Genomic DNA, 12,068 nt, shown 5'->3' with positions numbered 1-12,068 from the left:
CAGGCGGGCGGCGCTGCACAGGCGGTGACGCAGCCAGCCGAGGCCAAGTGCCGGCAGCGCCGCCTGCAGACGCTCGGGGTGGGCCGTGGCGAGCAGCGTCAGGCGACCGCTGCCGAGTGCTGCAGCACCGGCCAGGCGGACGCACTGGCGGGCGACCGCTTCGGCGACATCGACCAGCGCCGCCCGCTGGTCGACGATCGGTTGCAGAACGGGTGCCAGAAAGCTGTAGTGCGTGCAGCCGAGAACGATCTGGTCCACCCCGCACTCGAGCAGCGGGGTCAGGTGCTGGCGCGCCTCGGCGGCAAAATGCGGGTCGTCGAGGTGCAGCGTCTCGACACGCGTCGCCCAGCCCGGGCAGGCTTCGACATGCACCCGTACCGATCCGGCGTGTTGCCGGATCAATTCTGCCAGCCGCTCGCTGCGCGCCGTCGACTCGGTTGCCAGGACAGCGATGCGGCCGCTGCGCGACTGAGCGGCCGCCGGCTTGACCCCGGGTTCGACGCCAACCACCGCCACTTCGGGAAAATGCTCGCGAAAGGCCGCCACCGCAGCCGCGGTCGCCGTATTGCAGGCGACGACGATGACCCCGCAGCCGTCGTCGACCAGCCTGCGGCCAATCTGCAGGACGCGACTGCGGATGTAGCCATCCTCCTTGTTGCCGTAGGGCAGGTGCGCCGTGTCGGCGAGGTAGGTGAGATCGGCTGCCGGCAGTTTCCGGGCGATGGCGGCGAGAACCGACAGGCCGCCCAGACCGCTGTCGAAGATGCCGATCATGTCGGACCGCAGCAGCTCGTCGCTCGTGCCTTCACGATCGGGGAGCTGGTCTTGGCGCCGGTGACGTCCCGCCGTAGAGGCGGTCGCCGCCACCGGTGCGCCTCGCTGGCTTTGACCGCGAGCCGGTGTGCCTTGACGCCCGTCGCGCTGGCAGCAGGCGGCCGCCTCGTCGACGCGCCTGCCACCGTTCGTACCCGAGCGCTTTGCGGCCGGCTAGCGCGCGGCAACGATGGCCACCTCGACCAGGAAATCGTGGTGCGCCATCCTGGCCTCGACGCAGACTCGCACCGGCGCCGTTCCCCGCGGAACCCAACGGTCCCAGACCGCGTTGACGGCGATGCTGTCCTCGATGTCGCGCAGGTAGATCGTCGCCATCAGCAGGCGGGACTTGTCACTGCCGGCCCGTTGCAGAAGCTTCTCGATTCCGGCGAGGACCTCGTGCGTCTGGGTGGCGACATTGCTGTCGAGCGTCTGCGGGGTCTCGACCAGATAGATGGTATTGCCGTAAGCGCAGATGTCCGAATAACGCTGCGTCGTTCCGTGCCGTTCGATCGCCATGCCTCCTCCTCCGTGAGCCGACGGTCATCGTTCCTTTTCATCAGTGGCAGCGGCGCCTGCGCGTCCTGACGGTGCCCTCCCGCACCGTCGCTCCGGCAACCGCCCGCCGGGCCCGGTCGCGCAACGGATCGGCGCCCGCTGCGCGTCGCCGGCGCGCCCGCCCGGCTTCAGGCGGCGACGACGGGGATCTTGCCGATCCTCGTCTGCCATTCCCGTGGTCCTGTCTCGTGCACCGACTCTCCCGTCGAATCGACCGCCACGGTCACCGGCATGTCCCTGACCTCGAATTCGTAGATCGCTTCCATGCCGAGGTCGGCAAAGCCCACCACCTTCGCTGTCCGGATCGCCTTGGCGACCAGGTAGGCGGCGCCACCGACGGCCATCAGGTAGGCCGAGCGGTGCTTGCGTATCGCGGCGATCGCCGTCGGCCCACGCTCGGCCTTGCCGACCATCGAGATCAGGCCGGTCTCGGCGAGCATCATCTCGGTGAACTTGTCCATGCGCGTCGCGGTTGTCGGGCCGGCCGGGCCAACGGCCTCATCGCGCACCGGATCGACCGGTCCGACGTAGTAGATGACGCGGTTGGTGAAGTCCACCGGCAGCGTCTCGCCACGCGCCAGCATATCCTGGATGCGTTTGTGAGCCGCGTCACGGCCGGTCAGCATGCGGCCGTTCAGCAGCAGGGTCTGGCCCGGCTTCCAGGCAGCGACTTCCGCCGGTGTCAGCGTGTCGAGGTTGACCCGCGTCGAAGTCTCGGTGTTGGGCGTCCAGTTCACCTTCGGCCATTGATCGAGATCAGGCGGCGTCAGCACCGCCGGACCGGATCCGTCGAGGTGGAAGTGTGCATGGCGCGTCGCCGCGCAGTTCGGAATCATCGCCACCGGCAGGCTGGCGGCATGCGTCGGATAATCGAGAATCTTGACGTCGAGGACCGTGGTCAGGCCGCCCAGACCCTGGGCACCGATGCCGAGCGCGTTGACCTTCTCGTACAGTTCCAGGCGCAGCTCCTCGACACGGTTGCTGGCTCCGCGGGCGATCAGTTCGTGCATGTCGACCGGCGCCATCAGCGATTCCTTGGCGAGCAGCATGGCTTTCTCGGGAGTGCCACCGATGCCGATGCCGAGGATGCCCGGTGGACACCAGCCGGCGCCCATCGTCGGCACCGTCTTGAGAACCCAATCGACGATCGAGTCCGACGGGTTGAGGGCGTAGAACTTGGACTTGTTCTCCGAGCCACCGCCCTTGGCAGCGCAGATGACCTCGACATGGTGACCGGGGACGATCTCGAAATGGACGACCGCCGGCGTGTTGTCACGCGAGTTCCGGCGCGTACCCGCCGGGTCGAGCAGGACCGATGCACGCAGCTTGTTGTCCGGGTGGTCGTAGGCGCGGCGGACTCCCTCGTCGCACATCTCCTGCAGCGACAGCCTGGCGTCCCAGCGGACATCCATGCCCACCTTGAGAAAGATCACCGCGATTCCCGTGTCCTGGCAGATCGGACGGTGGCCTTCGGCGCACATGCGGCTGTTGGTGAGGATCTGGGCGATCGCGTCGCGCGCCGCCGGGCTCTGCTCACGCTCGTAAGCGGCGCCCAAGGCCTTGATGTAGTCGAGGGGATGATAGTAGCTGATGTACTGGAATGCGTCGGCAACGCTCTGGATGAAGTCTTCCTGCTTGATCGTGGTCATTTGAGCTTCTCTCTCGGTGAATGGCAGCGTGCTTGCTGCTGCTGCGGATGTCGGTTCACTCTCAGTGACGCGGGCCATGGGACGGTTTGCCCAGCGCCACCGTCGTCGTCATGAGCCGGTCGACCCACGCCATCGCCAGCGCCGAAAGCAGGAAGACGACATGGATCACGACCTGCCACTTGATCGTGTGCTCACTCATGTTCTCGGCGTTGATGAAGGTCTTCAGCAGGTGGATCGAGGAGATGCCGATGATCGCCGTCGACAGCTTGATCTTCAGCACGCCCGCATTGACGTGCGACAGCCATTCGGGCTGGTCCGGGTGACCTTCGAGATCGAGTCGGGAGACGAAGGTCTCGTAACCGCCGATGATGACCATGATCAGCAGGTTGGCGATCATCACCACGTCGATCAGACCGAGGACGACGAGCATGACCTCGGTCTCGGTGATGCGCGTGCTGCTGAAGAACAGGTTGTGGATCAGGTGCCAGAGTTCGAGCATGAACAGGTACACGTAGGCACACTGGGCGATGATCAGGCCGAGGTAGAGCGGTGCCTGCAGCCAGCGGCTCCAGAAGATGAACGTTTCGAGGCGGTCGATGGTCGGTTTGAGGGCACTCATGGGCTTGCCAGGGGGTGATCGGGATGCCGGATTCTAGCACCAAAGATTGACCCTTTTGCCGCATGCGGGGAATCGCCGCCGTGTAAGTGGGGTGTAAGATTTCCGGCGTCTAATCGGCTGCGATTGGCGTTCCTGCAGGCAGCCACGGGGGTGAGGCCGTGCGTCGCGGTTGCTGGCGCGTCGCGCTCCGGCGACGTCATTGTCTGTGTTCGAGTCGCTTGTCGTTCACCATAAATCAGAGGAGATGGAACATGTCACTGAACGAGGCCGTAAACTTCTTCGCGCCCTCCGCCGAGTTCGTCAACCAGGCGACCATTTCCGGCATGGACGCCTACAAGGCGCTTTGTGCCGAGGCCGAAAAGGACTACACCGGATACTGGGGCAGGCTGGCGCGCGAACACCTCTCCTGGAAGAAGCCGTTCACGCAGGTTCTCGACGAGTCCAATGCCCCCTTCTTCAAGTGGTTCGCCGATGGCACGCTGAACGCCTCGTACAACTGCCTGGACCGCAACGTCGAAGCCGGTCTTGGCGACAAGGTGGCGATCGTCTTCGAGGCCGACGACGGCGCCGTGACGAGGGTCACCTACCGCCAGCTGCTGGCGCAGGTCAGCCAGTTCGCCAACGGCCTGCGCGCGCGCGGCATCAAGAAGGGCGACCGCGTCCTCATCTACATGTCGATGGGCGTCGAGGGAATCGTCGCCATGCAGGCCTGCGCGCGCATCGGTGCGATCCACTCGGTCGTGTTTGGTGGCTTCTCGGCGCAGTCGGTCCGTGATCGCATCAACGACGCCGGTGCCGTGGCGGTGATCACCGCCGACGAGCAATGCCGCGGCGGCAAGAATCCGCCGCTCAAGCCAGCCGTCGACGAGGCCATCGCCCTGGGCGGCTGCGAGTCGATCCGGGACGTGATCGTCTTTCGCCGCACCGGCGGCGCCTGCAATATGGTTGCCGGCCGCGACATCTGGTGGCACGACGTCATCGCCGGTCAGTCCGACGTCTGCGAGCCGGAGTGGGTCGAGGCCGAGCACCCGCTGTTCCTGCTCTATACCTCGGGTTCGACCGGCAAACCGAAAGGCGTGCAGCATTCGACCGGCGGCTACCTGCTGCACGCCATCGTGACGACCAAGTGGACCTTCGACCTGAAGCCCGACGACCTCTTCTGGTGTACGGCCGACATCGGCTGGGTCACCGGTCACACCTACATCGCCTACGGCCCGCTGGCCTGTGGCGGGACCGAGATGGTCTTCGAGGGCATTCCGACCTATCCCGATGCCGGTCGCTTCTGGAAGATGATCCAGGAGCACCGGGTCAGCATCTTCTACACCGCGCCGACCGCCATCCGCTCGCTGGTCAAGGCTGCCGACACGAATCCGGCGGTCGCTCCGACGCAGTACGATCTGTCGTCGCTGCGCCTGCTCGGCACGGTCGGCGAACCGATCGATCCGGCAGCCTGGCAGTGGTACTACGACAGTGTCGGCGGTGGTCGCTGCCCGATCGTCGACACCTTCTGGCAGACCGAGACCGGCGGCCACATGATCACGCCGCTGCCCGGCGTCACGCCGCTGGTGCCCGGTTCCTGCACCCTGCCTTTCCCGGGTATCCAGGCGGCGGTGGTCGATGAGACCGGTACCGAGCTCGACTGGGGCAAGGGCGGCCTGCTCGTCGTCAAGCGGCCGTGGCCGTCGATGATCCGCACCATCTGGGGCGATCCCGAGCGCTTCAAGAAGTCGTACTATCCGGACGATTTCGCCGGCAAGCTCTACCTCGCCGGCGACGGGTCGATCCGCGACCTCAACACCGGCTACTTCACCATCACCGGCCGCATCGACGACGTGCTGAACGTCTCCGGTCACCGCATGGGCACCATGGAGATCGAGTCGGCGCTGGTGTCGCATCCGATGGTGGCCGAAGCGGCGGTGGTGGGTCGTCCCGACGATCTGACCGGGGAGGCCATCTGCGCCTTCGTCGTTCTCAAGGGCCCGCGCCCGACTGGTGAAGCAGCGAAGAAGATGGTCAAGGAGTTGCAGGACCATGTCGGACGCGAGATCGGCCCGATTGCCAAGCCGAAGGATCTGCGCTTTGGCGAGAACCTGCCGAAGACCCGTTCCGGCAAGATCATGCGGCGCCTGCTGCGTTCGCTGGCCAAGGGTGACACGGTTGCGCAGGACGTCTCGACGCTGGAAAACCCGGCGATCCTCGAGCAGTTGCGCGGCTGAGCGAGCGGGGCTGCGCAGCAAGGCTGCCGGCGGTGGCGGAGAGTGGCGGTTGCCGCTCTCCGCCAGCGAAGCCTGAACGGGCCGGGTGCTGTTCGGGCCCTGGACCCGAAGCGGCGGCCGCGAAGCGGGTATGCCCAGCCGGTGCCAACGGTGGCGGCCGTTTCATTCGTGCCGATCAAGGAGCAGCATGAGCACCAGTGCGGTCGACACGCTCATTTCTGCGTGCATTCGGTTCCTGCAGGCTTACCCGCCCTTCGAGCAGATGGAGGCGGCGGCACTGCGCTTCCTTGCCGAGCGTGTCCGGCTCCAGCACTACCCGAAGGGTGCGCGCATCCTGTCGACCGAGATGGGTGTCGCGCCCGCCCTGTACATCATCCACCGTGGACGGGTACGGGCGAAATCCACCGTCGGCCTCGGCAGCGGCGAAACGACGTCGTCGACGCTCGGCCCCGGACAAGCGTTCGCCATCGGCGCCCTGATGGCGCAGAGGCCGACCTTCGGCTCCTACGAGGCGGTCGACGAGGTCTTCTGCTATGAGCTGCCAGCGGACGACTTCTTTGCCTTGACGCAGAAGAGTTCGGCCTTCAACCTGTTCTGTACGCAGCACATCGCCGGCCTCCTCAAGCAGTCGCAGCAGCAACTGCAATTGCAGTTCGCGCAGCGCGCCGCCGAGCAGAAGACGATGAACTCGCCACTTGCGGCAGTCGTCAAGCGGGAAGCCGTTGCGGTGCCGACCACCGCAGCGATTCGCGAAGTCGTCGAACTGATGGCCGAGCGGCACCTCGGTTCGATGGTCGTGGTCGACGAACAGGAAGTGCCGGTTGGCATTTTCACCCTGTCCGACGTCCTCAAACGCATCGTTCTTCCCGGCGCGTCGCTCGCGCAGCCGATCGCGAGCGTCATGTCGCCGGCGCCGGCTACCCTGCCCCTGGCGGCGAATGCGCACGACGCGGCCCTGTTGATGGCGATGCGCGGGATTCGCCATGTGCTTGCGGTCGACGAGGGCGGTCGCCTGCGCGGCGTGGTTTCGGAGCGCGATCTGTTCAAGCTGCAGGGAGCGGGGCTGCGGCAGATTCGACATGCGATCGATGCCGCGAACAGCGTCGAGGTGCTGCAGCATGCGCGGCGCGACGTACGGCAGCTCTCCTTGACGATGCTTGCCGAAGGCGTCGGCGCGGCGGAGATCACGCAGTTCATCTCCACCCTCAACGACACCGTGACGCGCCGCATCATCGAGCTGAATCTCGAGCGGCACGACCTCTATGGCATCGACTGGGCCTGGTTGTCCTTCGGTTCGGAGGGGCGGGATGAGCAGACCTTCACCACCGATCAGGACAACGGGATCGTCTTCATCTGCACCGACATCATGGATCGCGAATTGACCCAGTTGCGCTTCCTCGATTTTGCGCGCGATGTCAACGCCGACCTGGATCGCTGTGGATTTCCGCTGTGCAAGGGCAACATCATGGCGAGCAACCCGGACCTCTGCCTGACCCTCGAGGAGTGGGAGGAACGGTTCGCGCGCTGGGTGCGGATGCCGGAGCCGCAGGCCTTGCTCAACGCAACGATCTTCTTCGATTTCCGTCCGCTCTTCGGCCGCTTCAATCTCGCCCACCGGCTGCGACTGGAGCTGTTCCGGCAGACGCGCGGCAATCCGCTGTTCCTGCGCATGCTGGCCGAGAATGCGCTGAGCGTGGCGCCACCTCTCGGACGGATCCGCGACTTCGTCACCAGCACCGACCCGGAGCATCCCGGCACCATCGACCTGAAGACCTATGGCGTCCGCCTGTTCACCGACGCGGCGCGTGTCTTTGCCATGGCGAATGCGGTCGAGGCGACCAACACCGTGCACAGGCTGCGGCGTGCCGGTGCCGTGATGAACATCGGCACCGACGACCTGGCGGCCAGCATCGAGGGCTTCAACTTCATCCAGCTTCTGCGGCTGCGTCACCAGCATTTCGAGCAGGAGCATGGGCGCCCGGGCGACAACCTGATCCGGCCGGACGATCTGAACGAGATCGAGCGGCGCGTCCTGAAGGAGGCTTTCCGCCAGGCGCGCAAGCTGCAGGCTCGCCTCAAACTCGATTACCAACTCTGAGCATGAGCTGGTTCTCGCGCATTCTCGGTGCCCGAAGCACTCCCGGTGTGGCCCTGACGGCCCGGCAGGAGCAGCTCCTGGGTGGCTGGCAGCAATTGCCCGACGCAGACCTGCGGCGGTCGCACTATCGTTGTCGCTACGTGGTGATCGATGTCGAGGCGAGCAGTGGCGATCCAGACACTGCCCGTCTGCTTGCGATTGCCGCCGTGGCCGTGGTCGATGGCCAGGTCTCTTTCCAGGATGCCTGGCGACTGGTGCTGGAAGGACAGGCTGCGGGGGTGAATCCTGCGCCGTCGGCGGACGTCGCGGCGACCGGGTCGCAGGCCGGCTCGCCGCTGGCGGATGAGTTGATCTCCTTCCTCGCTTTCGTCGGCAAGGCGCCCATGGTGGCCTACAACGCCCGCTTCGTGAGAAGGCTGTTGCAGAGGACCCTGGCGGAACATCTCGGGCTGCGGCTGCGACTGCCGTGGCTGGACCTGGCATGGATCCTGCCCGACCTTTTCCGCGAGTTCGATGCCGGCCCTGAGCGGCTCGACGCCTGGCTCGATCACTTCGGCATCACCAGCATCCGACGCCATGAGGCGTTGTCGGACGCCTTTGCCACCGCGCAGCTGATGCAGATTGCCGTGGCCCATGCCGCCCGCAAAGGAGTCGACACCCCGGCCAGCCTGCGCGAACTGGAGAAGGCGCGCCGGCACATGCATCAGAGCGCCTAGAGAGGGCCGGCGATGGCCGACTACACGGTGCGGCTGCGGCGCTATTACACGTCCTACACGGTCGCGTTCTTCGCCTTCGTCCTCATGCTGGCGGTGCTCGAGCGTTACGGCATGCCGCCACGCTGGATCGGCTACTCCTTTCTGCTGTTGACCATCTTCCTATACGCGACGATCGGCGTCCTGGCGCGGACCACCAGCGTTGCCGAATACTACGTCGCCGGCCGACGCGTGCCGGCCGTGTTCAACGGCATGGCCACCGGCGCCGACTGGATGAGCTCCGCCTCGTTCATGGGCCTGGCGGGAACGCTGTACCTGTCGGGCCATCAGGGGTTGGCCTACGTCATGGGGTGGACCGGCGGCTACGTCCTGGTGGCGTTGCTGCTGGCACCCTACCTGCGCCGCTTTGGCCAATACACGATCCCGGACTTTCTCGCTGCCCGCTATGGTGGCAATCCGGCACGGGTGGTCGGAGTCCTGGCGACCATCCTGGCATCGTTCGTCTATGTCGTTGCGCAGATTTACGCCGTTGGCCTGATCACCAGCCGCTTCGTCGGCTTGCAGTTCGAGATCGGCGTCTTCGTCGGTCTCGCCGGCATCCTGGTGTGCTCATTCCTCGGCGGCATGCGTGCCGTGACGTGGACGCAGGTGGCGCAGTACGCGATCCTGATGGTCGCCTATCTGGTTCCGGTGACCATTCTCTCCCACCAGGTGACCGGACTTCCCCTGGCGCAGCTGACCTATGGCGGCGTGCTGCAGCAGGTGCAGGCGCTCGAGGAGAGAATCTTCGTTGATGCCGGCGAAATCGAGGCGCGCCGCCTGTTCCGCGAACGTGCCGATGCCTACCACGATCGCATCCTGTCGCTCCCCGAGTCGCTTGCCGAGGAGCGACGCGAGCTGGCGGCAAGGATCAACGCTCTGAAGAACGACAACGCACAGATGCGCGAGATCGTGGCGCTTGAACGCGAGCGCCGGGAACTGCCGCGAACCAGCGAAGACGCGCGCAACTACTGGGAGGCACACATGCGCCAGGCGGCGCAGCGGGGAGTCGATCCCGATCATCACATGACCGCCTATCCAAGCGGGGGTGAGTCGGTGAACGAGGTGGCGCGGGCGAATTTCCTGACCCTCGTCTTCTGCCTGATGATCGGTACGGCAGCCTTGCCGCACGTCCTGACGCGCTATTACACGACGCCCGGCGTTCGCGAAGCGCGCCTTTCGGTGTTCTGGTCGCTGCTCTTCATCCTGGTGCTGTACCTGACGGCGCCGGCCTATGCGGCCTTCGTCAAGCATGAAATCTACTCGCACCTGGTGGGCTCGCCGATCGCGCAACTGCCATTGTGGGTGAGCTCGTGGGGCAAGATCGGCATGGTGTCGATCGAGGACATCAACGGCGACGGTATCGTGCAGCTGGCGGAACTGGTGCTCAACCCGGATGTGATCCTGTTGGCGATGCCCGAGATCGCCGGCCTGCCCTACGTCATTTCCGGTCTCGTGGCGGCCGGCGCGCTGGCGGCCGCGCTGTCCACCGCGGACGGATTGCTGCTGACGATCGCCAGCGCTCTGTCGCATGACCTGTACTACAAGGTCTTTCGCCCGCAGGCGACGACACAGTGGCGGTTGGTCGTCTCCAAGTCGTTGCTGCTCGTCGTCGCGGTGCTGGCAGCCACGGTCGCATCGCAGAAGCCGGCGACGATCCTGTTCATGGTCGCCTGGGCTTTCTCTCTTGCCGGCTCGGCGCTGTTCCCGGCGCTGATCGTCGGCGTGTTCTGGAAACGGGCGACGCGTGCCGGGGCCGTCAGCGGCATGCTGGTCGGTCTGCTGGTGACGCTCTACTACTTGGTCCGCGTGCAGTTCGACTCGATCCCCTGGCTGCACATCCAGGGCATCGGCATGGAGCCATGGCTCGGGATCCAGTCGACCTCGGCTGGCGTCTGGGGCGTCGCTGCCGGCTTCGCGACGATCGTCGTCGTCAGCCTGCTGGACAAGCCACCGAGCAGGGAGACGCAGGACTTCGTCGAGAGCGTTCGCTACCCGGAGTTCGACCGTTGACGGGCCGGCGGTCGACGGCTGGGCGAAGCTCTGCCCGTTCCCGGCAGGGCGGATGGCGCCTGGTGGGTGACGATGCGGCTCGATGAGCGGCAGCGCGCCTACTGGCACCGCAACCTTCGCCTGACGGCATGGCTTCTCGGCTTGTGGTTCTTCGTCTCCTTCGTCATCAGTTTCTTTGCGCGTGAGCTCGAGCACATCCTGTTCCTGGGTATGCCGCTTGGCTTCTACATGGGAGCCCAGGGAGCACCGCTGACCTACCTGCTGATCATCTGGTGGTACGCGCGGCGGATGAACGCGCTTGACCTTGACTATGGTGTCGCGGATGCCGAAGGCGAGGATTAGGAACTGAACGGGCGGCATCCGCGGGCAGGACTGCCGGTCCCGCTTGCTGCTCCCGGGTGGGCGCTGCCACAGCAGGCGCCGGGACGAGCCAGCGCGATTTTCCCCGCCGCGGCGCATGGTACAATCCGGCTCCCTTCAAGGCTCGTGAGGCGTATGTGATGTTTTCAGTCAGAGACACCCTGGCGCAGGTAGACCCCAAGATCTGGCAGGCCATCCAGGACGAGAACCGCCGCCAGGAGGAGCACATCGAGCTGATCGCCTCGGAGAATTACGTCAGCCATGCCGTGATGGCCGCGCAGGGTTCGCAACTGACCAACAAGTACGCCGAGGGTTATCCCGGCAAGCGCTATTACGGTGGCTGCGAGCACGTCGATGCTGCGGAACAGCTGGCGATCGAGCGATTGAAGAAGCTCTTTGGCGCCGAGGCAGCGAACGTGCAGCCCAATTCCGGTTCGCAGGCGAATCAGGCCGTCCTGATGGCCTTCGCCAAACCGGGCGACACGATCATGGGAATGAGTCTGGCCGAAGGAGGTCACCTGACGCATGGCATGCCCCTCAACATGTCCGGCAAGTGGTTCAAGGTCGTCGCCTACGGCCTCGACAAGGATGAGGCGATCGACTACGACCGGATGGAAGCGCTGGCACGCGAGCACCGGCCACGCATCCTGATCGCCGGTGCTTCGGCCTATTCCCTGCGCATCGATTTCGAACGCTTCGCCGCCGTGGCGAAGGAAATCGGGGCGATCTTCATGGTTGACATGGCGCACTATGCGGGTCTCATCGCTGCCGGCTGCTATCCCAACCCGGTTCCCTGTGCCGACGTCGTCACGTCGACGACGCACAAGACGCTGCGTGGTCCCCGCGGTGGTGTCATCCTGATGAAGGCGGAACACGAGAAGGCGATCAATTCGGCGGTCTTCCCGGGGTTGCAGGGCGGTCCCCTGATGCATGTCATCGCGGCCAAGGCGGTGGCTTTCAAGGAGGCGCTGACGCCGGCTTTCCGCGATT

At 65.4% G+C, this 12,068-nt stretch carries 10 protein-coding genes; 6 read left to right on the top strand and 4 right to left on the bottom strand.

All coding sequences use genetic code 11. The annotated features are described in order from the left end of the window. The 4 genes from murI to NFW30_RS12480 all read right to left on the bottom strand — a co-directional run. A partial coding sequence (gene murI, locus NFW30_RS12495; protein ID WP_295372192.1) for a glutamate racemase occupies nt 1-774 on the bottom strand: 774 nt, incomplete at its 3' end. Between the two features lie 213 nt (nt 775-987). Further along, nucleotides 988-1,332, bottom strand: coding sequence for a RidA family protein (locus NFW30_RS12490; protein ID WP_034937833.1), 345 nt, complete (start codon nt 1,330-1,332; stop codon nt 988-990). Nucleotides 1,333-1,499: 167 nt separating this feature from the next. After that, nucleotides 1,500-3,020, bottom strand: a complete 1,521-nt coding sequence (locus tag NFW30_RS12485; protein ID WP_295352035.1) for a fumarate hydratase — start codon at nt 3,018-3,020, stop codon at nt 1,500-1,502. A gap of 61 nt (nt 3,021-3,081) precedes the next feature. Then, a complete protein-coding gene (locus tag NFW30_RS12480; RefSeq protein WP_295352033.1) occupies nt 3,082-3,639 on the bottom strand; it encodes a TIGR00645 family protein in 558 nt (185 codons plus the stop codon). A 251-nt stretch (nt 3,640-3,890) separates the two neighbouring features. On the opposite strand from NFW30_RS12480, the gene acs reads away from it, so the two are divergent. From acs to glyA, 6 genes are all read left to right on the top strand, one after another. Beyond that, on the top strand, nt 3,891-5,855 hold the full coding sequence (gene acs / locus NFW30_RS12475) for an acetate--CoA ligase (protein WP_295372189.1): 1,965 nt from the start codon (nt 3,891-3,893) through the stop codon (nt 5,853-5,855). A 187-nt stretch (nt 5,856-6,042) separates the two neighbouring features. Next, complete coding sequence (locus NFW30_RS12470) at nt 6,043-7,953, top strand: DUF294 nucleotidyltransferase-like domain-containing protein (protein ID WP_295352027.1); 1,911 nt, start codon at nt 6,043-6,045, stop codon at nt 7,951-7,953. Between the two features lie 2 nt (nt 7,954-7,955). Further along, the gene (locus NFW30_RS12465) at nt 7,956-8,669 is read left to right on the top strand and encodes a 3'-5' exonuclease (protein WP_295352024.1); all 714 of its coding nucleotides are present in this window, start codon (nt 7,956-7,958) and stop codon (nt 8,667-8,669) included. 12 nt (nt 8,670-8,681) lie between these two features. Next, nucleotides 8,682-10,718 (top strand): VC_2705 family sodium/solute symporter, encoded by a 2,037-nt coding sequence (locus NFW30_RS12460; protein ID WP_295352021.1) that lies wholly within the window; start codon nt 8,682-8,684, stop codon nt 10,716-10,718. Nucleotides 10,719-10,790: 72 nt separating this feature from the next. After that, a complete protein-coding gene (locus tag NFW30_RS12455; protein WP_295352019.1) occupies nt 10,791-11,060 on the top strand; it encodes a DUF4212 domain-containing protein in 270 nt (89 codons plus the stop codon). A 158-nt stretch (nt 11,061-11,218) separates the two neighbouring features. After that, the coding region (glyA, locus tag NFW30_RS12450) for a serine hydroxymethyltransferase (RefSeq protein WP_295372186.1) at nt 11,219-12,068 on the top strand (850 nt) is incomplete at its 3' end.

It is taken from the genome of Accumulibacter sp., assembly GCF_023806635.1.
GTDB lineage: Bacteria > Pseudomonadota > Gammaproteobacteria > Burkholderiales > Rhodocyclaceae > Accumulibacter.
The sequence above is the reverse complement of the archived record's forward strand: the minus strand, read 5'-3'. Positions and strand labels throughout refer to the sequence as shown.

Bases quoted from the DNA above. Each gene is read 5' to 3' on its own strand.
- NFW30_RS12460 (WP_295352021.1), top strand. From the start codon at position 8,682: ATGGCCGACTACACGGTGCGGCTGCGGCGCTATTACACGTCCTACACG.
- NFW30_RS12470 (WP_295352027.1), top strand. From the start codon at position 6,043: ATGAGCACCAGTGCGGTCGACACGCTCATTTCTGCGTGCATTCGGTTC.
- NFW30_RS12490 (WP_034937833.1), bottom strand. From the start codon at position 1,332: ATGGCGATCGAACGGCACGGAACGACGCAGCGTTATTCGGACATCTGC.
- NFW30_RS12455 (WP_295352019.1), top strand. From the start codon at position 10,791: ATGCGGCTCGATGAGCGGCAGCGCGCCTACTGGCACCGCAACCTTCGC.
- acs (WP_295372189.1), top strand. From the start codon at position 3,891: ATGTCACTGAACGAGGCCGTAAACTTCTTCGCGCCCTCCGCCGAGTTC.
- NFW30_RS12480 (WP_295352033.1), bottom strand. From the start codon at position 3,639: ATGAGTGCCCTCAAACCGACCATCGACCGCCTCGAAACGTTCATCTTC.
- NFW30_RS12465 (WP_295352024.1), top strand. From the start codon at position 7,956: ATGAGCTGGTTCTCGCGCATTCTCGGTGCCCGAAGCACTCCCGGTGTG.
- NFW30_RS12485 (WP_295352035.1), bottom strand. From the start codon at position 3,020: ATGACCACGATCAAGCAGGAAGACTTCATCCAGAGCGTTGCCGACGCA.